Annotated in this window: 24 protein-coding genes; 16 read left to right on the plus strand and 8 right to left on the minus strand. The window is 33.7% G+C overall.

Annotation, left to right across the window (positions count from 1 at the left end; all coding sequences use genetic code 11):
* Positions 1–17: 17 nt before the first annotated feature.
* From RBB48_RS16565 to RBB48_RS16585, 5 genes are all read right to left on the minus strand, one after another.
* Positions 18–1238 carry an MFS transporter gene (locus RBB48_RS16565; protein WP_097889720.1) on the minus strand — a complete coding sequence of 407 codons (1221 nt, stop codon included), beginning with the start codon at positions 1236–1238 and terminating at the stop codon, positions 18–20.
* A 19-nt stretch (positions 1239–1257) separates the two neighbouring features.
* Positions 1258–1707, minus strand: a complete 450-nt coding sequence (locus RBB48_RS16570) for an ArsR/SmtB family transcription factor (protein WP_000459087.1) — start codon at positions 1705–1707, stop codon at positions 1258–1260.
* Positions 1708–1835: 128 nt separating this feature from the next.
* A complete protein-coding gene (locus tag RBB48_RS16575; RefSeq protein WP_262801183.1) occupies positions 1836–3050 on the minus strand; it encodes an MFS transporter in 1215 nt (404 codons plus the stop codon).
* Positions 3051–3057: 7 nt separating this feature from the next.
* The gene (locus RBB48_RS16580; RefSeq protein WP_000589719.1) at positions 3058–3525 is read right to left on the minus strand and encodes a VOC family protein; all 468 of its coding nucleotides are present in this window, start codon (positions 3523–3525) and stop codon (positions 3058–3060) included.
* Between the two features lie 165 nt (positions 3526–3690).
* Entirely contained in the window at positions 3691–3810 is a 120-nt protein-coding gene (locus RBB48_RS16585) for a YjcZ family sporulation protein (protein WP_000120183.1), read from the minus strand.
* 239 nt (positions 3811–4049) lie between these two features.
* On the opposite strand from RBB48_RS16585, the gene RBB48_RS16590 reads away from it, so the two are divergent.
* Both RBB48_RS16590 and hfq read left to right on the plus strand, forming a co-directional pair.
* The gene (locus RBB48_RS16590) at positions 4050–4268 is read left to right on the plus strand and encodes an aspartyl-phosphate phosphatase Spo0E family protein (protein WP_002096752.1); all 219 of its coding nucleotides are present in this window, start codon (positions 4050–4052) and stop codon (positions 4266–4268) included.
* A 50-nt stretch (positions 4269–4318) separates the two neighbouring features.
* Positions 4319–4507, plus strand: a complete 189-nt coding sequence (gene hfq / locus RBB48_RS16595) for an RNA chaperone Hfq (RefSeq protein WP_087985600.1) — start codon at positions 4319–4321, stop codon at positions 4505–4507.
* 25 nt (positions 4508–4532) lie between these two features.
* Here hfq and RBB48_RS16600 read toward each other — a convergent pair whose 3' ends face one another.
* On the minus strand, positions 4533–5135 hold the full coding sequence (locus tag RBB48_RS16600) for an HD domain-containing protein (RefSeq protein WP_064476552.1): 603 nt from the start codon (positions 5133–5135) through the stop codon (positions 4533–4535).
* A 172-nt stretch (positions 5136–5307) separates the two neighbouring features.
* On the opposite strand from RBB48_RS16600, the gene RBB48_RS16605 reads away from it, so the two are divergent.
* The 7 genes from RBB48_RS16605 (at position 5308) to RBB48_RS16635 (ending at position 13388) form a co-directional block, all read left to right on the plus strand.
* Positions 5308–6141, plus strand: coding sequence for a flagellar motor protein MotP (locus RBB48_RS16605; protein ID WP_098230168.1), 834 nt, complete (start codon positions 5308–5310; stop codon positions 6139–6141).
* A 22-nt stretch (positions 6142–6163) separates the two neighbouring features.
* Positions 6164–6841 (plus strand): OmpA family protein, encoded by a 678-nt coding sequence (locus RBB48_RS16610; protein ID WP_000977943.1) that lies wholly within the window; start codon positions 6164–6166, stop codon positions 6839–6841.
* A 150-nt stretch (positions 6842–6991) separates the two neighbouring features.
* A complete protein-coding gene (locus RBB48_RS16615; protein ID WP_000940570.1) occupies positions 6992–7360 on the plus strand; it encodes a response regulator in 369 nt (122 codons plus the stop codon).
* Between the two features lie 129 nt (positions 7361–7489).
* Positions 7490–9493: a chemotaxis protein CheA gene (locus RBB48_RS16620; RefSeq protein WP_098230169.1), complete on the plus strand. Its 2004-nt coding sequence runs from the start codon at positions 7490–7492 to the stop codon at positions 9491–9493.
* 173 nt (positions 9494–9666) lie between these two features.
* Positions 9667–11310, plus strand: a complete 1644-nt coding sequence (locus RBB48_RS16625) for a flagellar motor switch protein (RefSeq protein WP_088062762.1) — start codon at positions 9667–9669, stop codon at positions 11308–11310.
* 29 nt (positions 11311–11339) lie between these two features.
* Positions 11340–12644: a transglycosylase gene (locus RBB48_RS16630; RefSeq protein WP_306007857.1), complete on the plus strand. Its 1305-nt coding sequence runs from the start codon at positions 11340–11342 to the stop codon at positions 12642–12644.
* Between the two features lie 27 nt (positions 12645–12671).
* Positions 12672–13388 (plus strand): hypothetical protein, encoded by a 717-nt coding sequence (locus tag RBB48_RS16635; protein WP_097817777.1) that lies wholly within the window; start codon positions 12672–12674, stop codon positions 13386–13388.
* 32 nt (positions 13389–13420) lie between these two features.
* Here the strand turns inward: RBB48_RS16635 and cheR are convergent, their stop codons facing one another.
* Positions 13421–14203 carry a protein-glutamate O-methyltransferase CheR gene (gene cheR / locus RBB48_RS16640; protein WP_000582890.1) on the minus strand — a complete coding sequence of 261 codons (783 nt, stop codon included), beginning with the start codon at positions 14201–14203 and terminating at the stop codon, positions 13421–13423.
* Between the two features lie 39 nt (positions 14204–14242).
* Complete coding sequence (locus RBB48_RS16645) at positions 14243–14740, minus strand: hypothetical protein (protein WP_001020094.1); 498 nt, start codon at positions 14738–14740, stop codon at positions 14243–14245.
* A gap of 143 nt (positions 14741–14883) precedes the next feature.
* Here RBB48_RS16645 and RBB48_RS16650 point away from each other — a divergent pair, with 143 nt between their 5' ends.
* The 7 genes from RBB48_RS16650 to RBB48_RS16680 are packed head-to-tail and all read left to right on the plus strand — an operon-like array spanning position 14884 to position 20087.
* Positions 14884–15348 (plus strand): YaaR family protein, encoded by a 465-nt coding sequence (locus RBB48_RS16650; RefSeq protein WP_000946323.1) that lies wholly within the window; start codon positions 14884–14886, stop codon positions 15346–15348.
* Positions 15349–15364: 16 nt separating this feature from the next.
* Positions 15365–15817, plus strand: coding sequence for a hypothetical protein (locus tag RBB48_RS16655; protein WP_088062765.1), 453 nt, complete (start codon positions 15365–15367; stop codon positions 15815–15817).
* A gap of 17 nt (positions 15818–15834) precedes the next feature.
* Positions 15835–17133 carry a flagellar hook-associated protein FlgK gene (gene flgK / locus RBB48_RS16660; RefSeq protein WP_088062766.1) on the plus strand — a complete coding sequence of 433 codons (1299 nt, stop codon included), beginning with the start codon at positions 15835–15837 and terminating at the stop codon, positions 17131–17133.
* Between the two features lie 41 nt (positions 17134–17174).
* Positions 17175–18038 carry a flagellar hook-associated protein 3 gene (locus RBB48_RS16665; protein WP_098134028.1) on the plus strand — a complete coding sequence of 288 codons (864 nt, stop codon included), beginning with the start codon at positions 17175–17177 and terminating at the stop codon, positions 18036–18038.
* A 19-nt stretch (positions 18039–18057) separates the two neighbouring features.
* Positions 18058–19434, plus strand: coding sequence for a flagellar hook-associated protein 2 (locus RBB48_RS16670; protein ID WP_306007865.1), 1377 nt, complete (start codon positions 18058–18060; stop codon positions 19432–19434).
* 22 nt (positions 19435–19456) lie between these two features.
* Positions 19457–19825, plus strand: a complete 369-nt coding sequence (locus RBB48_RS16675; RefSeq protein ID WP_098134030.1) for a flagellar export chaperone FliS — start codon at positions 19457–19459, stop codon at positions 19823–19825.
* Entirely contained in the window at positions 19815–20087 is a 273-nt protein-coding gene (locus RBB48_RS16680) for a flagellar biosynthesis protein FlgG (protein ID WP_097881648.1), read from the plus strand. The genes RBB48_RS16675 and RBB48_RS16680 overlap by 11 nt, the downstream gene beginning before the upstream one ends.
* Positions 20088–20386 lie beyond the last annotated feature (299 nt).

The raw sequence follows: 20386 nt of genomic DNA on the forward strand, positions 1-20386 counted from the left end.
CCGCTTTTTTCTCGCATTTAATATTCCAATGATGACCCTGTAGCCTTAAAATATTTTTCTCGTGAAGGCGTCATTACCCGGATTGCTAATAAACAGGAAAGGAAAAGAATGAGTAACGAGCTACTGATTACAGTAATTTGAACGGAAAGAAATTGTGCGGATGCCCCAATTGCTAAAACGAAAAAGATTTGGATGAAATTTTTTATTGAGTCAAATACGCTATCAATACGTCCTATCATATGAACCGGGATGTTATTTTGATAAAATGTGATAAAGCCAGTACCAGCAAATGATGAAGAAATGCCAAGTAAAATGAAACCGCCTGCCGCGACTATAAATGAATTTGAAAAGGCGAATATTACATAACCTATTGCTGTGAATATCGTACCGAATCCGATACAATGTTGAATCGGTAATCGTTTAGCAAAGAGAGAAACAAGAAATGAACCGAAAATATATGCAGCACCAGTTATACTAACAAGCATGCTATATTCCATGTCGGATAAAAACAGTACTTGTTTTGTGAATACAACTTCTTGTGAATCGAGCGCCATAGAAACAAGCATAGTGGCTTGAAATAAAACGAATATGAGAATGATGTAAGTTTCAGTTCGAGCGAATGAAAAAACTTGTTTCCAATCACTTCGTAATGTTTGTACGAAAGTATTTGCAACTTCTTCGTTTTGCTTTGTTTGTAGTGTAATGTTTGGTAAGAAATAAATGAGAATAGTAGAAAGTAGAAAGGAAAGTGAGTTGCAGTAAATTACAAAGGATGCTGAGTACGTGGTGAGAAGTATTCCGGCAAGGGCTGGACCGATAATAAAAGCCCCGCTTGTACAAAAGTTATTCCAAGCGTTGAATTGAGCGCGTTCTTCAGCTCGTATGAGCATTGTTCTATAAGAAAATGATGCTGGATCGAAAAATGATGTAGCGATGCGAGTTAAAAAGATAAAAATATAAATGGCCCAAATAGAATCAAATAGTGGAATACAGCCAATGAGAGCTGCCCGAATTATATCTGTGATGAGCATAATGGACCGTTTGTTTAATCGATCTACTATGCTACCAGACCATATTTTTGTAACAACGGTCGCAATTGGACCAACAATCCATAATCCTGCTACAGCAGCAGGGGAGTTTGTGCTATTTAACACCATTAAGTTTAGGGCGATGAGATACATAAAATCACCTAAACGAGAAATTCCTGTTCCCGACAATAATAATAATTTATTTTTCATAAGCAGTTGGACCTTTCTTTCATTGTTTTTTAATCCTGCAGGAAATAGCGTATTCCTCTTCGGAGTTTGATTGACGAGCGGTTTTGTTTTCCCAGCGTAATAAAACTTGTGTAACTTCCCAAGTAAGCTGTTGTAATTCCTCTGGAGTTAAAAATAAATGAGATACAATATGACTGCCTGTATTCGTTCCTTCTGTGCCGCTTTCTTCAATATAGAAATGAGCAGATTTTGCCTTGTAATATTTTTCAATAATTCCTCGTTTTTCTTTCGTGTCTACTAATTCAAGTAACCCTCCATCATATAAAATTTGAACGTGATAATGAACGCTACCAGCAGATTTATTTAGTTTAGTAGCTACTTGTTTTGCAGTGAGTGCCTCGTCTTTTAAAAGGTGAAGAATTTGAATGCGAGTTGCATTAGAAATGAGCTTCTGCTGCTCAGCTGAAATAGTAAGTCTATCGTCAAACATTATGATATCTCCTTTCTTATGATCTAAATTTATTGTACATTCTAAAAAATTAGAACGTAAGGAAAATAAATCGCCTTTTTCCTTTATATTTCGACATAAATAAAAATAGCATGTACATAAACATGCTATTAAGTGTTAGTAGATTCTTCACTCAGTTTCCCGCGATAAAACAGGTAAAGCCATATAAAACTAACAAAAATACAGCATAGAGCTAATAGGCTACCAATAATTTGCGGAGAAAGAATTTCTAAAAGCGCTCCTGTAAAAAACATGGATAACTGAATAAGTGATCCGTAAATGGAATAATGGAATGAAAAAACTTTACCCATCATATTTTCATTCGTATAAGTTTGAAGTAATGTCGTATCAAGTGGAACGATAATTCCTCCTGCTATGCGCATACAGAGCAATGTAATGATACCGATAATAAGTTGATCGGACAACATGAATCCGAGAAAGAAAATTCCTTGTAGGAAATAGGCCCAACCGAATACTTTTTTCATTTTTTCTTCATTTTTAGATATATAAAGGTTAACGAGGAGGCTCCCAATCATAAGCCCAGCCCCTTGAATCGTATATAAAATTCCAATGTTGGTGTGGAAAATCTTTTCGGCATAGATTGTTAGAAGTAGCTGATAAGCGCCTCCAATAATACCCCATGAAATGCCGACAAGAATTAACGTTAAAATGATTTTTGTTTGTAATATGTATGTGTAACCATCTTTTATATCAGTAAAAAATGCTTTTTTCTTGTTACAAGTATCATGAGAAGGGACATTCATAGTATAAATAAAATAGGCTGAAATAAAGTATGACAGGCTATTTACTAAAAAAGCGAACTCAATATGTAAAGATTGTGCAATTATCCCGCCCAAAGAAGCACCCATAATAGACATAAAACCATTAATTGTACTAGAAAGAGAGTTAGCAGTTACGAAATGATTTTGGTGTACGATATTTTTTAAGGTTGCTTGTTTAGCTGGTTCAAATAAACAAGAAAGTACGGAAAAACATATGTTAGAAATGAAAATAATCTCAATTTTATATAATGCAAATAAGTAAGTGAGGACGATCATGCCTCGTAAAAAATCGGTAAAAATCAGAATCTTCTTTTTAGAAAAACGATCTACAACTCCGCCTATAAAGGGGCTAAGAAGTAGCTGTGGTAAGCCTTTACTTATAAAAGTGAGTGCAATCATAAATGGCGATTCCGTTAGGCTATAGACGAATGTTACTAAAGCTACAGTATGAAACCAATCTCCAAGTACACTTAATGTTTGACCGTAAAATAGTTTTTTGAAGTTACTATTTGTTTTAAGAAGTGCGGAATAAGAAACTGACATAAAAAGATTAATCCTTATGTAATGATGATGCTTGAACTTGTTTTTTCCACTCGCTTAAATACACTTTCTCCGCTGTAGGAAGTCCAACAGGTAATTGTGCGATCAATTCTAAACTATTTCCGTCAGGATCATTAAAGTATACGGCGGCATGTGCTAATTCTGGAAAAACAATCGGCTCAATTGGTTCCATTCCAAAATCTTTTCTTGCTGAAATTCCTTTTTGGTTTAGCCAGTGTATTGCATTTTCTAAATCATGTAAGCTTACTTGAAAGGCGATGTGTCGTAAAGAAGGGTGATAATTAACTTTGTATTCTGTGCCTTCCCAAAGACCGAGCCAACTTTCGTTTTCTTTAATCCAAAAGAAAGCAATATCATCTCCTCTTTTATATAATTTCAGTCCAAGTGATTCATAAAAAGATATTGATATCTCTAAGTTACTGACAGGTAAGTGTGCTTCGTAAAGACCTTTAATCATTGTAATCCTCCTTAGTAAAACATTTCTTATTTCATAGTAAACGTTTTTTTATTAGTTGAAATCACAAAAAAGAGGGATATCACTTCATACGAAAGTATGAAAAAACAGCTCGAATATGAGCTGTTTTCGTATAGTTTTTCGTTCATTTGTTAAGGATAGGATATATTAGTATCCGTATCCGCCGCCACCCCAGCAGCTACATCCGATGATGATTAGAAGGATGAATAGTACGATAAGCAAAGCAAATCCACCGCCGAAACCAGAGCAACTTCCACCATAGCTCATATGTTTTCCTCCTTTTGAGTAAGTTAATCTATATAATTCATGGACTACTATATACAGTATGTTTTTTGTATGGAAAAGGAGCCAGTCTCTTTTGTAATTAGACAAACGCCTGTATGGTTATTTTGATTGTATATTGTGCTAGGGGTATGTGAAGAAATCATTATATATTTTGCAATTTGTTCATAAAAAAATATAAAAATTGTAAAAAAAACCATTTTTATATTTTTTTATGAGAGGATTTGTACTATAATTTTACAAGTAATATTATGGGAAAAGGGAGTTTTAGTAAAGAGATGGAGATGGGAAAATTACACAATAAAATAGAAAACAAAAAGAAAGAGCTAATCCAACTTGTTGCTAGACACGGATTGGATCATGATAAAGTTTTGTTATTTAGCCGAGATTTAGATATACTTATTAATAAGTTTATGAATGTAAAAGATAAAGTACATAAATAATTTGTAGTGTTTTATATTAAGATATTTTGCGGAAAAGGAGAGAAAAGTATTTGGAACATTTACAAGAAGAGCTATATAAACAAATAAAAGAAGAAAAAGGTATTGTTACAATTTTTTTAAAGAGTGGCGTTAGAATAGTAGGAGAAGTTGTTGCAATAGACAAATTTACCGTTTTAATGTTAGTTGATGGAAAACAACAGCTTATATACAAGCAGGCTATATCAACGATAATAAAATAAGACACTCAAATTGAGTGTCTTTTCATTATCGTTTGCAAGCCTCCACGTCAATGCCAGCAGCTAGTAATTTCTTTTCGCCATCTTGTTCAATCATTTTTTGTAATTTAGATAGGAAAGAATCAAAGTTTGTATGCTTTGCTACTTGGAATGTCATTTTATGCTCAATTGGTAGCCACGTATCAATATCAGCTTCGTTATGCTGAATTTTCACCTCAAGCTTATCAAGTGCGTTAGCTACTTTTGCTTCGTACGTTTCTTTCGCTTCAAACTCCATCCATAAATCATATAATTCCTCACCGAGAGAACCTTTTAATGTTCGTTTAATATTTAAAATGGCTTCTTGCTCATTTATTTGTTTTTGTAATTGTAATTCATGACTATTCATTGTATCAAAAGCAGGAATATCACCAGCTTCAGCTTCGACTAGGTCGTGAATAATAACCATTTTAAGTAATTTTTCAATATTTACTTTTTGATCTAAATAAGGCTCAACTAAAATGGCCATTAGAGACATGCGCCACGTATGTTCAGCAACGCTTTCTTGACGTCCGTTAGAAAGCCAGCTATGTCGCATTTCATATTTTAGTTTTTCTGCTAGTGCAATGACTTGTAAAATGTTATGTTCCATTGTGATCCTCCTCATATTTCCATACTATAATTTTAATATGGAAATGAAATGTGTCAATTTTATGAGTATATTGCGATAAACAGATGATAAGCGTATAATACTTATTATATGTGAAAACGCATTATTAAAATAAAAAAATGTTTTATAAAAATGAAAAGGAAAGGGCAGGAATATGGGAGACGAAAATCAAGGATTTGCTAGACCACAAAGAAGAAAAAGGAAGTTTGACATTTCTAGCCCAGTCGGCATTATAGTAGGTTTTGCTATAGTGATAGCGGCAATTATGATTGGCGGCGGCGGAATAAAAGCTTTTAAAAACTTTTTAGATGTTTCATCTATTTTAATTGTCATAGGGGGAACTACAGCGACAATTGTTGTGGCATATCGATTTGGAGAAATAAAAAAATATACGAAAAGCATTTTTACTGTTTTACATAGAAAAGAAGAAAATTTAGAACAGTTAACGGATTTATTTGTTGATTTTTCAAAAAAGTCTAAAAAACACGGCCTACTTTCTTTAGAAGTTGATGGAGAGCAAGTAGACAATCCTTTTATTCAAAAAGGAATTCGATTAATGTTAAGTGGTTACGATGAAGATGAATTAAAAGAAGTGTTAATGAAAGATGTTGAAACGGAAGTGTATGAGTTAAGAAAAGGGGCAGCATTATTAGATAAAATTGGCGATTTCGCTCCAGCTTGGGGCATGATAGGGACTTTAATCGGTCTTATCATTATGCTTCAAAACTTGCAAGACACATCGCAAATTGGTACAGGGATGGCAGTTGCGATGTTAACGACATTGTATGGGTCAGTACTTGCAAATATGATTGCAATCCCTCTTGCTGAAAAAGTGTATCGTGGTATTGAAGATTTATATACAGAGAAGAAGTTTGTTATTGAAGCGATTTCAGAATTATATCGCGGTCAAATTCCTTCTAAATTAAAGTTGAAACTCGATACATATGTATACGAAACAAAGGTAAAAAAAGTAAAACGAGCAGCCTAATATTTCAAGGAGTGGTATGGTTATGATGAAACGACCGCAAAAGGGATCGCCTCGTTGGATGACGACTTTTACAGATTTAACGATGTTATTATTAACTTTCTTTGTATTACTAGTTGCTACATCAAAGCAGGATGCAGTAAAATTGTCAAAGATGCTTGAAAAGTTTAGTGACGTGGAGCAAGTAGATGCGAAAGTAATGGAAAATACAATACCAGATATTTCACATGAAAAAAATGATGAAAAAATGGTCTCTAAAAAGAGAATGGACGAATTATATAAAAAGTTAAAAGCATATGTAGATAATAACGGTATTAGTCAAGTGAATGTATATCGAGAGGATACGGGAGTAAGCGTCGTTATAGTAGATAATTTAATATTTGATACGGGTGACGCGAACGTTAAACCGGAAGCGAAAGAGATAATAAGTCAATTAGTTGGGTTTTTCCAATCAGTACCAAATCCGATTGTTGTTGAAGGGCATACAGATAGTAGACCGATTCATAATGACAAATTCCCTTCTAACTGGGAGCTGTCTTCAGCAAGAGCAGCAAATATGATTCACCACTTAATCGAAGTGTATAATGTGGATGATAAAAGGCTAGCTGCGGTAGGATATGCAGACACAAAGCCAGTTGTACCAAATGATTCACCGCAAAATTGGGAGAAAAACCGTCGCGTTGTCATTTACATAAAAGAATAGTATATTATCATTTTAATAATAAAATAATGAAAATACGAAAATTCTTTTAAAAAAATATTAAATTTTATCATTTTATTTTGTATAATGAGTGAGAATGATAAGGTGAAATATTAAGATATATTTATACATAGAAGGAGAGAATTAAAAAGAATGGCACATAAAATTTTAGTTGTAGACGATGCGATGTTCATGCGAACGATGATTAAAAACTTATTAAAAAGTAATTCTGAATTTGAAATTATTGGTGAAGCAGAGAATGGAGTAGAAGCAATTCAGAAGTTTAAAGAACTTCAACCGGATATTGTAACATTAGATATTACTATGCCAGAAATGGACGGACTTGAAGCGTTAAAAGAAATTATTAAAATTGATTCAAGTGCAAAAGTTGTTATTTGTTCTGCAATGGGACAACAAGGTATGGTATTAGATGCAATTAAGGGTGGAGCAAAAGACTTTATTGTAAAGCCGTTCCAAGCGGATCGAGTAATTGAAGCTTTAACAAAAGTAGCAAACAGCTAATATAGAAGGGGTGCCACAAGGAATCTAAACATTGATAGCGGATATGCGTGTGGCCCCCTTTTTTCTTGCTTTAAAACACTAAATTGTTATACATAAATGAAATGTTTGTTAGACAGGTAGGGGATGAAAATGCAAACAGATCTATTAAATATATTTTTTGAGGAATCAGAAGAACATTTACAGTCGCTAAATGAAAATGTGCTAATTTTAGAACAGAATCCTGCTGATATGAGTGTAGTAGGAGAAATATTCCGCTCAGCCCATACATTTAAAGGTATGTCAGCGAGTATGGAATTTACGGAAATGGCGGATTTAACGCATAAAATGGAAAACGTTTTAGATGAAATTCGTCATGGGAATATAGTTGTAAATGCAGAGATTATTGATGTGATTTTTGAGTGCATTGATAATTTAGAGAAGATGGTTGCAGATGTGCAACAAGGCGGAATGGGCAATATTGATGTAATTACAACTAAGCAGAAATTAGAAGCATTATTGAATGGCAATGTAGAAACTCCTGCGGAATATATTGAGCAAGAACCTATAAATAATGATAATGCAGTTTCGCATGAAGTGCATATAACTGTTGAGCAACATGCTATTTTAAAAGCAGTACGTGCAATTATGTGTATTGAAGCACTGCAAAATGTAGGTAATGTACAAAAAACAGTTCCAAGTATTGAAGAAATTGAAGCAGATGCTTTCGGTTTTGAGTTCACAGTATTTATGGATACTGATCAAAGTGAAGAAGAATTAAAACAAGTAGTGCTTCATGTTTCTGAAATTGAGAAAGTAGAAGTGAAGCAAGGACATACATTAAAAGAAGTAGTCTCGAAAGAATTGGGTACACAAGAAGCTATGCAGGAAGGTTTACAAGCGGCTACTCATGTGGAATCAACTAAAGAAGTATCGAAGCAATCTGCTAATGCTACACCTGCTAAAAGCGCTGCAAAAACGAAAAATGGTAAAGTGGAAAATCGTTCCATACGTGTTCAGTTAGAAAAAATTGAAAGATTAATGAACATGTTTGAAGAAAGTGTAATTGAGCGTGGTCGTATAGATGAATTGGCACAAGCAATTCAAAACAAGGAATTAATTGAGCATTTAAATCGATTAGGTGATATTTCAAAAGATATTCAAAATGTACTATTAAACATGCGTATGGTACCGATAGAGACTGTTTTCAATCGTTTCCCGCGTATGGTACGTATGTTAGCGAAAGATTTAGGAAAGAAAATCGATTTACAAATTACAGGTGAAGACACCGAAGTTGATAAAATTGTTATTGATGAAATCGGTGATCCACTCGTCCATTTAATTCGTAATGCAATTGATCACGGTGTTGAAACTGTTGAACAACGTCGTGATGCAGGGAAAAATGAGACAGGTACAATTAAATTAGAAGCGTTTCATAGTGGAAATCATGTCGTAATTCAAATTATGGATGATGGAAATGGAATTCATAAAGGGAAAGTACTAGAAAAAGCGATTAAAAATGGTGTTGTAACAGAATCTGAGGCAAATAAATTAACGGATCGTGAAGTATTTGATTTGATCTTCCAACCAGGATTTAGTACAGCTGAAGTTGTATCCGACCTTTCTGGGCGTGGCGTTGGATTAGATGTAGTGAAACATACGATCCATAGTTTAGGTGGACATTTAATTATTGATTCTGAAGAAGGGAAAGGTAGTACATTTAGAATTGAACTGCCATTAACGTTGTCCATTATTCAATCTATGCTTGTTCAAACGAATGATAAACGTTATGCTTTCCCTCTTGGTAATATTGTTGAAGCAATTCGGATTAAGAGAGAAGACATCCAATCCTTACAAGGAAAAGATGTGTTAAATTACCGTAATCAAATTATTGAAGTGAAGCATTTAAGTACTGTATTTGGTGAGAAAACAGTAGATGAGGCGTTTGCGTCATATGATGGTCAAATGGTTCCTGTGTTAATTGTTCGTAATACACATCGCAGCTATGGACTTATTGTAAACACAATTATCGGTCAAAGAGAAATAGTCTTAAAGTCATTAGGTGACTTCTTTGCAGAGAGTTCTAATTATTTCTCTGGTGCGACAATTCTCGGTGATGGACGAGTGGTCCTCATTTTAAACCCAGAAGGTTTATAATAGGAATGAAGGAAAGCTCCCCACTTGTATACAATTGGGGAGCTTTTTGGTTAATCGTTACTAATCTAAAAATGGGAATAAATACATATTAACGTTTTATATAATAAGTTTGTTAAAATAAAATGAGAGTTTATAGCATTTGATAGAAAAACAGAAATGAGGAGGCAGAGAAAATGCCTGAGCAACACACAAAAGGGGATACGAGCACAATTGTGCTAGAAAAAGAAAATGAGCATTTAACGCCTCAAGAATGCGATATTCTTGGCGAAATTGCAAATATATCATTTGGTTCAGCTTCGACTGTATTATCAACAATCTTAAATAGGCAAGTAAGTATTACTGCTCCTCGCATAGAATTGGTAGATTTATATGATTCAAGCGACGTCGAAGTTCCACACGTTGTATTAAACATTCATTTTACAAAAGGATTAGATATGGAAAACCTTCTCGTCCTTAAGCAAGATGTTGCATTATCCATTGCTGATTTAATGATGATGGGAACAGGTGAAGTGGAAGACGGAAAAGAACTTGGTGAATTAGAGCTAAGTGCTGTACAAGAAGCGATGAATCAAATGATGGGGTTCGCAGCTACATCTATGTCAGAATTCTTTCAAGATACAGTAGATATGTCTCCGCCGACAATTAAAGTTGTAAAGTTATCAGAAGAAATGGAGAAAATTTCTGAGATTGATGGTAATCAAACGATTGTTAAAGTATCGTTTGATTTAAAGATAGATAATCTTGTAAACTCTAAACTTGTGCAAATTGTTTCAGTTGAACATGCGAAACGAATGGTAAATAAATTAATGCAATTATCTGGTGGAGTAGAAGAAAAAGATGAGCCAGCAGAAATAGTGGAAACTGAGATTGTAGAAGAACAAGTTGAAAAAGAGCATTTAACACAAGAAGAGAAAGATGTCCTTGGTGAAATTGCAAATATTTCAATTGGTTCAGCTTCAACAGTATTGTCAACACTATTAAATCAGCCAGTTACAATTAGTACGCCCAATGTAGAATCAATCAATGTTCGTCATTATGACGGAGTACCAGTCCCGTTTGTTATTTTAAATGTTGATTTTGTTGAAGGGCTAAAGAATGAGAATGTATTCGTATTTACGAAAGATGTCGCTTTAACAATGGTAGATTTAATGATGATGGGAACAGGAGAAGTTGATCCAGAGAAGGAGCTTAGTGAATTAGAACTGAGTGGTATTAAAGAAATCATGAACCAAATGATGGGGCATGCTGCGACGGCGATGTCAGAAATGTTTCAAGAAAAAATGGACATGACACCACCAAATGTTAAATTCGTAACGTTAAAAGAAGAAATGGAATATTTGGGAGAGTCAATGAAAGTGGACGAACTCGTCCAAATTACGTTCAACCTTGAAATTGGCGACCTGCTTCAATCGAAAATGTATCAAATTTTACCGATTTCAGAAGCGAAAGAAATGGTAAGAAGACTTCTATATCCAATGGTGGAAGAGGAAGAAGAGATTGTTACGGAAGAAATTGAAGAAGAAAAAATTGTAGAACCGGTTGTGCAAACTATTGAATTTAAAGAAGTAAAACAAATGGAACCAGTATACATGGACACATCCATCTTACAAAATGTAGAAATGAATGTAAAATTTGTATTTGGAAGCACAGTGAAAACAATTCAAGATATTTTAAGTTTACAAGAGAATGAAGCGGTTGTACTAGATGAGGATATTGACGAGCCAATTCGTATTTATGTAAATGATGTATTGGTGGCGTATGGTGAACTTGTAAATGTAGATGGATTTTTCGGAGTAAAAGTGACGAAATCGCTATAAGTCGTTGAAATAGGAGTTTGAGCTAGTAGATGAAAAACGTAAAGTTTTTTCTAATGAGCTGGTTATTCATAAATGTGTGTCTGTTCTTCCCTCTGCAAAGTCAGGCGGAAGAACAAATTGAGCCAGATCAAAAACTAAATGAAATGAATGTACAAGAAGAAAACAAAGAAGTTCAAGAGCAGCCAGAGCAAGTGGAAGTGAATCAAGGTAAAGAGGAACAACAAGAAGTAGCAAATGAACAAGAAATCGAAAAAAAGATAGAAACGGATCAAGGGGTTATTACAGTAAATAAGCCAGAATTAAAAGTTGGCGAAGAAGTGCGGGTTATTGTAGAGCCGAAAGAGCAAAATGTTCAAAGTATAAAAGGTATTTTGCGCTTGCCAAAAAACGGCGATCAGTATGAACAAGAAAGAGTGCTATCGTTTAAGTATGTAGAGGAAACGAAGCGATGGATTGCTAACTACAAGGTCGAGACTTTTGATTTGCAAGGTGATTGGAATCTTCAGCTCATTCAAAGTTCTAAAGAAACTGAGAAAGAAGAGCTTATAGAAAATGAAGTGAAAGTCCCATTTATTCGTATAAATAATGACACGCCAACAATAGATAAAGAGCTACCGAAGTTGCGTAAAGTTACTGTTGACGAGGCGAAAGAGAAGCTAATTGAACGGAAACAAGGCGATTCTATACGTGTGCGAGTGAAGGCGACAGACGTAGAATCAGTTGTGAAAGAAGTTCGTGTTACATTAAAAGGGAAAGAAAATAAAGAGATTACATTTTTATTAGATTACAATAAGCGCGACATGGATTGGCAAAAAGTATTTGAAATAACGGATGCGTTGCCAATCGGGACGTACGAAATATTTGTAGAGATAGTGGATGCGGCCGGCAATAAACTGGTTGAAGAAAGTGAGTACATCGTTTCTATTTTAGAGCAAAAACCAGAAGATAATAAAAAGGTAGAAGAACGAGAGAATGAAGATAAATTAGAAGATAAGGAAGAACCAGAGAAAGAACCAGAGAAAGAACCAGAGAAGCAGGAAGAGAAAGTAAACGATCTTATAAAAGAGCCGCTGAAAGAGAAAGAAGAAATTACTTACTTTATAAAAGAGCCGTTGGAAAATCATAAGGAAGTAAGTGATGGAAAGGCTCAAAAAGAGAACAAAAGTAGAAATGACAATGGAGTCGTTTCGAAAAAGAAAGAACAAATAGAAGAACCGCAAAAGAAAAAAGAAGACAGTAGCGAACAAGGAATACAAGCTTCTAATGTATTTGCTATTATATCAGGTTTATTCGTATTGTTTTTAGTTTTAAAAAGTAATAAAGAATGGGGCTAATAATTTCATAGTAGTGGAGGCGCTTAGATGGAGATTAAACGTACGACAATTGAAAATAAGACGCTACAACCATTAAAACAGCCTGCAGCTATTTCGGAACATGAAATCCAGAAAGAACGAAAGCATAGTAATCTAGTGTTTACTGGACAGTCTAAGATTATTTCGAGAAATAATGAAATAGGGATTTTACTTGCGAGTTTAGGTGATGGAAAGGTTATGAAGGAAATGCTTTCTAAAGAGATGGATACAGTATTACAACTCTTTAAAAAGTTACATACGTTATCTGGTGAAGGAAAGCAAACAGAAAAAGTATTTGAACAAGTAATGAGAAGTTTACAAGGGCTTGTTAAACAGGCGCATATAAAAGAACTTCCTTTGTTAGATGGAACGTATGATTTCGCAGAAGTACAACTATCATTTGGTAGAAAGGTACATATTCCGTTATTAGATGTAAGTGCACTCATTTCTAGAGTGGAAAGTGATTCTTCAGAAGGAAATATAAATTTAATGGTAACGGTTATTACTGCTTACATAACGAAATTGTCTAACGAAACTATTTTAATTAGCGTTACAGATCGCACAGCTAAAGAGCGGGATGTAAGTGTATGGAGAGCGCTCGCAGAAATGAATATGACACAATTATCACAGGCCCTGAAACAAACGATGCAAGAACATAAATGGTCTATGACATTTCTTTTTCTCTTTGTATGGATTGTTGCTATTATTTTAATTCGAGTTATATAAAAAGGTCGTCACTTTACATTGTGACGACCTCTTTATATTTTTTCGTAGAAGAATGTATCAAATCTCTGAAGATTATAACGTTCAGGTGTTAAAATTTGTTCGGTACTACCAACAAATAGTACGCCGCCTTTTCGTAAAGAACGACTAAACTTTTCATAAAGTTTTACCCTTGCTTCTTCAGTAAAGTATATCATTACGTTGCGACAAATGATTAAATCGTAATTTGTATCGAACGACTGCATTAACAGGTCGTGTTGTTTGAACGTGACGTTTTGCTTAATATTTTGATGTAATGAATATATATCATTTTCTTTTGTGAAATGACGCTCTTTCAAATCGATAGGTAATTCTTTTAAAGAACGTTCTGTATATTGACCGCGTTTTGCAGTTTCTAAAATGTGAAAATCAAGATCTGTTGCTTGTATTTCAAAACGAAATGGAGCTAGATGCTTCGATAAAATCAAAGAGAGTGTATATGGTTCTTCACCGGCAGCGCAAGCGGCACTCCATACTTTTAATTTTCCGTTATTTTGTTCAAGTAATTTTGGTAGTGCTTTCGTCTCTAACGTTTGCCAACGTTCTTTATTTCTAAAAAATTCTGAAACGTTAATTGTAATATAGTCAATAAAACTTAAAAATAAATTTTGATCGGTACGTAAATTGCTTAGAAAACTAGTGTAGTTCTCAAAGCCCTTTCTCGAAATAAAAGCATCGATTCTACGACGCATTCTATCTTGTTTATATGAAGCGATATCCATATTGAATTGTTGTTTAAAACTCGCGATAAAATGATCATAATCTTGTTCAATTATCATATTTATAATAGGCACAATAACGATATTGTGCCTCCTCCTTTACATCATACGGATTTTTTGTTCAAAGTTTTTTTTCATCTGTTTTTCATGTAAACCTGGTAAATCATAAATAACAGCATCAATTCCTGCTTCTTTTGCAACGTCAACGGGAATGACAGAAGTATGCTTGTCCCCATTATAAAAACAGAGAACTAAATCGGTATCTTCGATTATTTGTTTTACAAAAAACATATAATCTGATCGGTAAATGGAGTCGGAAGGATGATCAAAAGCGACATACTCGGCTCCGTGTTTTTTTAAGTAATCAACGACCTCTTGAAATTCATCTGTTAATGCTTGTAACGGCTGTAGCGTGTAAAGGCATAAATTTTGAGCGAGTCTTTCGTTTTCGATGAAAAAACGAAGAATCTCATTTTCGATAGATTTATAACATAATATGTAAATTTTATGTTTGTGAGCATAGTCAGTTAAAAATTTTTTTATTTCTTCTTGATCTAATGCTGTTAATTGATTTGAACCACAAAGAAAAATATTCATAGATTTGTGCCACCTCATGCTAAATTGTAACATATCTTTTATAAAAAATAACTGCAAAATATTAGTGTTCAGAGTATAATTATAAATAACTGGATTTTACGATTAAGTTTAGGAAGAAATAAAAAAATAAATAGGTGATATATATGCTGCGTTCGATCTCGCATAATCCAATTTTATCGCATATACCGCCTGCTACTCAAATGCCGAAAGAAGCAAATGTCAGGACAGGACTTGCATTTTCGGATAATTTGCATGCAGATCCGAAAAAAGATAAATTGCTAGAACAAATGGAAGCATTTGTCGATAACATTGGAGAAATTAAAGAGAAAATTGAAATGGAATTAACGCTTGATAATGTAATGGAATACAAAAATACAGTAAAATCATTTTTGAATTTTTACGTAGATAATGTATTGCAATATAAAGATGTCATGTCTCGTCATCCGCGTTACGGATATTCACAGAAAATGACGATTGTGAAACAGGCGGAAATGGGATTAAATGAGTTAGAAGATGTTATGAACTTAATTAATACGAAAACAGGACATTTAGAAATGTTAAATCAAATTGGAGAAATCCACGGTTTAATTGTAAATTTAGTCTTGTAAAAGGGAAGGAAGCTATATGTACATACAATTATATGAAAAGCTCGTTATTATTCAAAAAGCATATGAAAACATTCAAATACTTGGAGAACAAATATATGAGAATTTAAAACATAAAAATGTAAATGCAGTTCAAAAGTTACAAGTAGAGCAATTGCAGTACATTGATGGTTTAAAAAAGTTATCAAGTTCATTTGAAGAAATGGTTGCTCAGTTTTGTAAAGAACAGGGAGTGGAAGCATTTCGCGTAAGTGCGTTATTTTCGTATTTTTCTCATGAAGAAATTGAAAAAATGGAAGAATTACAAAAAAACCTAACAGAATTAGAAGAGAATGTAAAAATGATTCTTTTGAAAAATCAATATTACTTAAACGTACTATTAAAAACTACAGAAAGTATTGTGGATTCCGTTTCTGAATATAATTTAGAGCGAAACAATAATTCACAAATCTTTATGAACGAACTATTGTAAAGGGGAAGTGAAACATTATGAGACTATCTGATTATAATACGCCGTTATCGGGTTTGTTAGCGGCACAAATGGGATTACAAACGACGAAACAAAATTTATCAAACATTCATACGCCTGGTTATGTGCGTCAAATGGTGAATTACGGATCGGCTGGAGCAAGTCAGGGCTATTCACCGGAACAAAAAATAGGTTACGGTGTACAAACGTTAGGCATTGACCGTATTACAGATGAAGTGAAGACGAAACAGTTTAACGATCAATTATCTCAACTCTCTTACTATAACTACATGAATTCGACTTTATCACGTGTAGAATCTATGGTTGGAACGACAGGAAAGAATTCATTATCTAGTTTAATGGATGGCTTCTTTAATGCCTTTCGTGAAGTTGCAAAAAATCCAGAACAACCAAATTACTACGATACATTAATTTCTGAAACTGGGAAGTTTACAAGTCAAGTAAATCGTCTAGCGAAAGGCTTAGATACAGCAGAAGCACAAACGACAGAAGATATTGAAGCGCATGTAAATGAATTTAATCGTCTTGCTGGCAGCTTAGCGGAAGCGAATAAAAAAATTGGACAAGCAGGTACACAAGTGCCAAATCAACTTTTGGATGAACGTGATCGTATCATTACAGAAATGTCTAAGTATGCAAATATAGAAGTGTCTTATGAATCTATGAATCCTAATATCGCGAGTGTTAGAATGAATGGTGTTTTAACAGTAAATGGACAAGATACATATCCACTTCAATTAAATAAAGAAAAAGAACCAATGACTGCTGAAATTTACGGTTCGGAAATTCCTTTAACTAGTGGAGCAATCCAATCAGCGATCGATACGAAAGCGAAGATTGCTAGTTATAAGAAAAACCTTGAAGAATTAATGATTTCTGTAAAGAATGAAGTGAACACAGAAATGGGAAAAGAGTTCTTTGTGGAAGATCAAGCGAAAGATATGAAATTAAACCCTGAATTTGCAAAAGATGTTTCGAAAATGAAAATATCTGCTGAAACAGCAAATAACCTAGCAGCAATTACGAATGATGATTATAAAGAAGGACTTACATATAAACAAGCATTAGACCAATTTATAGTTGGTGTAGCATCTGATAAAAGTGCAGTGAATGCTTATCAAAAAATCCATGGGGATTTATTAGAGGGAATTCAGCAAGAAAAGATGGGTGTTGAAGGCGTTAATATGGAAGAGGAAATGGTTAATTTAATGGCCTTCCAAAAATATTTCGTCGCAAACTCTAAAGCTATTACGACGATGAATGAAGTGTTTGATAGCCTATTTTCGATTATTCGATAAGTGATAGTAGTTGATTGGAAATATATAAGGAGGAGATAAAAATGAGAGTATCTACATTTCAAAATGCAAGCTGGGCAAAGAATCAGTTAATGGATTTAAATGTGCAACAACAATACCATCGAAATCAAGTAACTTCAGGGAAGAAAAACCTTCTTATGAGTGAAGATCCACTTGCAGCAAGTAAATCATTTGCGATTCAACATTCATTGGCGAATATTGAACAAATGCAAAAAGATATAGCGGATTCGAAAAATGTGTTAACACAAACTGAAAATACTTTACAAGGTGTTTTGAAATCTTTAACAAGAGCAGATCAATTAACAGTACAAGCATTAAATGGAACAAATAGTGAAAAAGAATTGAAGGCTATTGGTGTAGAAATTGATCAAATTTTAAAACAAGTTGTATATTTAGCGAATACGAAAGAGCAAGGCCGTTATATTTTCGGTGGTGATAGTGCAGAGAAGCCGCCGTTTACAGAAGATGGTACATACCAAGGTGGAAAAAATGATGTGAACTGGCAACTAAATGACGGTTATGAATTCAAAGCGTTTCGTAACGGAGAAGCATTATTATCCCCAGTTATAAAAACGTTAAAACAGATGAGTGAAGCGATGCAAAACGGTGACCCAAAAGCGTTAAAACCGTTATTAGAAGGAAATAAGCAAAACTTAGATGGCATCATTAATCGTACAACTGAAGTTGGTTCGACAATGAACACAATGGAGACGTTTAAAACAATTTTAAGCGAGCAAAATGTAGCACTTCAAGAAAACCGTAAAGAAATTGAGGATGTTGATTTAGCGGTCGCAATTTCTGATTTAGCTTATATAAACGCAACGTACGAAGCAACATTAAAAGCTGTTAGTACGATGAGTAAAACGAGTATTTTAGATTACATGTAAATGATAAGGAGTGAAAAATATGGCAGGGACAATATCTAATTATGGTGACAGACAGCAAATATGGAATTTAGGAAATAACATGATAGATACAAAGAAGTTAGTAGATTTAGAGTTACAAGCATTGGAAATGAAAAAATCACCATATACTACACAAAAACAAACGTTAACAAATGAAAACAAAGTGTATGCGAGCATGAAAAAAGAGTTTGCAAATTTTGTGCAAGTATTCAAAGATTTAAACACATTTAAAGGTGATGAAAAGAAAACAACTCTATCCAAAGATGGTTTTATGACAGCACAGGCGGATGCTGCTGCAATTCCTGGAACATACACAATTACAGTAGAGCGAGTAGCAGAAAGGCATCAAATAACTACAGCTCCACTTACTCCCCCAAAAACTCCTGGAGGTACGGAGCAAAAATTCAGTTTAGATTTAAAGCTTGGAATAGATGATGTATTCCAGATAAATGGAAAAGAAGTTAAAATTTCGGGAGATATGACGTATAAAGATCTTGTCAATAAAATTAATAATGGAAATTATGGTGTATCCGTATACACATTAGGGGATCAACTATTTTTTACATCTACTATTGCAGGAACAGAGGGAGAGCTGAAATTAACGGATGGTGCCAATGGCTTTTTACAAAATATAGGACTGGTTACTTCTGCGAAAAATACGGATGGAACGAATGCCATTGCACATCAAGTGACAGGGGCAGCAAATGCAGAATATACAATAAATGGAATTAAAGGAACTAGTAAAACAAATAAGATTGATACAATTCCAGGATTAACTATTAACTTAGAAAAGGTAACTACAGAGCCAATTAAATTAACTATCGAAGATTCAGATTTAAAAAATTCGATAGATTTAATCAAAAAAATGAAAGATGAGTATAATAACGCTGTTAAAAGCTTAGATTTGTTTTCTGGTGAAAATGGAGTAATGCAAGGGAATAATGTTTCATTTGCTATAAGTAATGCAATGACAAGCATTTTTAGATTTTCCCAAGATGATAAGTATTTATTTTCTTTTGGAATTCAAATTGATAAAACAGGAAATATGACTCTTGATGAAGAGAAATTGAAAATAGCTTTTAAAGAGAATCCAGAATCTACAAAACAATTTTTCTTTGGTTTTAATGGCATTGGTCATGATATAGATAAAAAGCTCGAGGGAATCTTTGGAGATGAAGGGATTATTGGAAAACGCTCTAAAAGTATTGAAAAGCAAGTAACTGATTTAGAGAGAAAAATTCAAGATATTGATACAATTAATAAGAAAAAACAAGAATCAATTATTGATAAATATGCAAAGTTGGAAAGCCAGCTAGCATTGCTTGATAGTCAGCTGCAGACAATCAAAGCAATGACAAAAACAAAAAGTAATGATTAATGAAAGCTGAGGAAGTGATTATATGCAAGCATGGCAACGTTATATGCAAAACGATATTATGACGAGTAATCCGATTAAAAATACAATATTTATTTATGAAAGATGTATCGTAGAGTTTCGTAAATTAGAAGAACTTTTAAATACATTTAAACTTCAAGAAGGAGACGACCTTCTTGAAAAGTTAGAACGTATATTTGAAGAGTTGAAGCTTCAATTAAATCCTGATATTTCGAAAGATTTATATGACAGTCTATTTGGTTTATACGATTGGATTAGCATTCAAATTCAAACGATGAAAGTAACGCGCCAAGCAAAAGACATTGATGCGATTGTACAAGTGTTACAAGATTTAATAGACGGTTACCGTGGAGCGCTCGAAAATGAACAATGATATTTATCGAACGTTTGTCAGTTGTTTTAATGGAATCGGTGAATTGCAGGTTTCAGATGAAGAATTTGCTGAGAAAAGTGAGATGTTAAATCGTTGGATGATGACATTGGATGAAGAAACGCGCACGCAAGTTGCAATGGAAGTTACCCCGTGGATTATTAAGGCAGCGCAGCATATTCGAGATAAGCAAAAGATTTTGGAAGAAATGATTATGGAAAATGATGGGCGAATGAAAGCTAATTCATTTTATGGTAAATATTAATGATAAAGTATGGAAACGGATTCCCCTTTTTAAAAGGGAATCCATTCCTTGTTTAAATAAAGAGTTCCGCTGATTGAGGTTTCACTTTATGCCTGTAATGAGAAAATAATCTAAATAATATAAAAATTGACTTTGATTTGTATTCCATATATCGAAATATTTCATGGATTACTACGTGTATACATTTTTTTGTATTCTTTTTTTATATTTTTGTATTTTTCTAAAGACAACAATGGAAAAATGGAATAAAATATGTAAGGGTACATAATAGTGAATATTTTAATAAACACATATAAGAA

Origin of the sequence: Bacillus sp. MMSF_3353, from assembly GCF_030733445.1 — a bacterium.
In the GTDB taxonomy this organism is placed as follows: domain Bacteria; phylum Bacillota; class Bacilli; order Bacillales; family Bacillaceae_G; genus Bacillus_A; species Bacillus_A wiedmannii.

Bases quoted from the DNA above. Each gene is read 5' to 3' on its own strand.
- RBB48_RS16565 (WP_097889720.1), bottom strand. From the start codon at position 1,238: ATGAAAAATAAATTATTATTATTGTCGGGAACAGGAATTTCTCGTTTA.
- RBB48_RS16570 (WP_000459087.1), bottom strand. From the start codon at position 1,707: ATGTTTGACGATAGACTTACTATTTCAGCTGAGCAGCAGAAGCTCATT.
- RBB48_RS16575 (WP_262801183.1), bottom strand. From the start codon at position 3,050: ATGTCAGTTTCTTATTCCGCACTTCTTAAAACAAATAGTAACTTCAAA.
- RBB48_RS16580 (WP_000589719.1), bottom strand. From the start codon at position 3,525: ATGATTAAAGGTCTTTACGAAGCACACTTACCTGTCAGTAACTTAGAG.
- RBB48_RS16585 (WP_000120183.1), bottom strand. From the start codon at position 3,810: ATGAGCTATGGTGGAAGTTGCTCTGGTTTCGGCGGTGGATTTGCTTTG.
- RBB48_RS16600 (WP_064476552.1), bottom strand. From the start codon at position 5,135: ATGGAACATAACATTTTACAAGTCATTGCACTAGCAGAAAAACTAAAA.
- RBB48_RS16605 (WP_098230168.1), top strand. From the start codon at position 5,308: ATGGGAGACGAAAATCAAGGATTTGCTAGACCACAAAGAAGAAAAAGG.
- RBB48_RS16610 (WP_000977943.1), top strand. From the start codon at position 6,164: ATGATGAAACGACCGCAAAAGGGATCGCCTCGTTGGATGACGACTTTT.
- RBB48_RS16615 (WP_000940570.1), top strand. From the start codon at position 6,992: ATGGCACATAAAATTTTAGTTGTAGACGATGCGATGTTCATGCGAACG.
- RBB48_RS16620 (WP_098230169.1), top strand. From the start codon at position 7,490: ATGCAAACAGATCTATTAAATATATTTTTTGAGGAATCAGAAGAACAT.
- RBB48_RS16625 (WP_088062762.1), top strand. From the start codon at position 9,667: ATGCCTGAGCAACACACAAAAGGGGATACGAGCACAATTGTGCTAGAA.
- RBB48_RS16630 (WP_306007857.1), top strand. From the start codon at position 11,340: ATGAAAAACGTAAAGTTTTTTCTAATGAGCTGGTTATTCATAAATGTG.
- RBB48_RS16635 (WP_097817777.1), top strand. From the start codon at position 12,672: ATGGAGATTAAACGTACGACAATTGAAAATAAGACGCTACAACCATTA.
- cheR (WP_000582890.1), bottom strand. From the start codon at position 14,203: ATGATAATTGAACAAGATTATGATCATTTTATCGCGAGTTTTAAACAA.
- RBB48_RS16645 (WP_001020094.1), bottom strand. From the start codon at position 14,740: ATGAATATTTTTCTTTGTGGTTCAAATCAATTAACAGCATTAGATCAA.
- RBB48_RS16650 (WP_000946323.1), top strand. From the start codon at position 14,884: ATGCTGCGTTCGATCTCGCATAATCCAATTTTATCGCATATACCGCCT.
- RBB48_RS16655 (WP_088062765.1), top strand. From the start codon at position 15,365: ATGTACATACAATTATATGAAAAGCTCGTTATTATTCAAAAAGCATAT.
- flgK (WP_088062766.1), top strand. From the start codon at position 15,835: ATGAGACTATCTGATTATAATACGCCGTTATCGGGTTTGTTAGCGGCA.
- RBB48_RS16665 (WP_098134028.1), top strand. From the start codon at position 17,175: ATGAGAGTATCTACATTTCAAAATGCAAGCTGGGCAAAGAATCAGTTA.
- RBB48_RS16670 (WP_306007865.1), top strand. From the start codon at position 18,058: ATGGCAGGGACAATATCTAATTATGGTGACAGACAGCAAATATGGAAT.
- RBB48_RS16675 (WP_098134030.1), top strand. From the start codon at position 19,457: ATGCAAGCATGGCAACGTTATATGCAAAACGATATTATGACGAGTAAT.
- RBB48_RS16680 (WP_097881648.1), top strand. From the start codon at position 19,815: ATGAACAATGATATTTATCGAACGTTTGTCAGTTGTTTTAATGGAATC.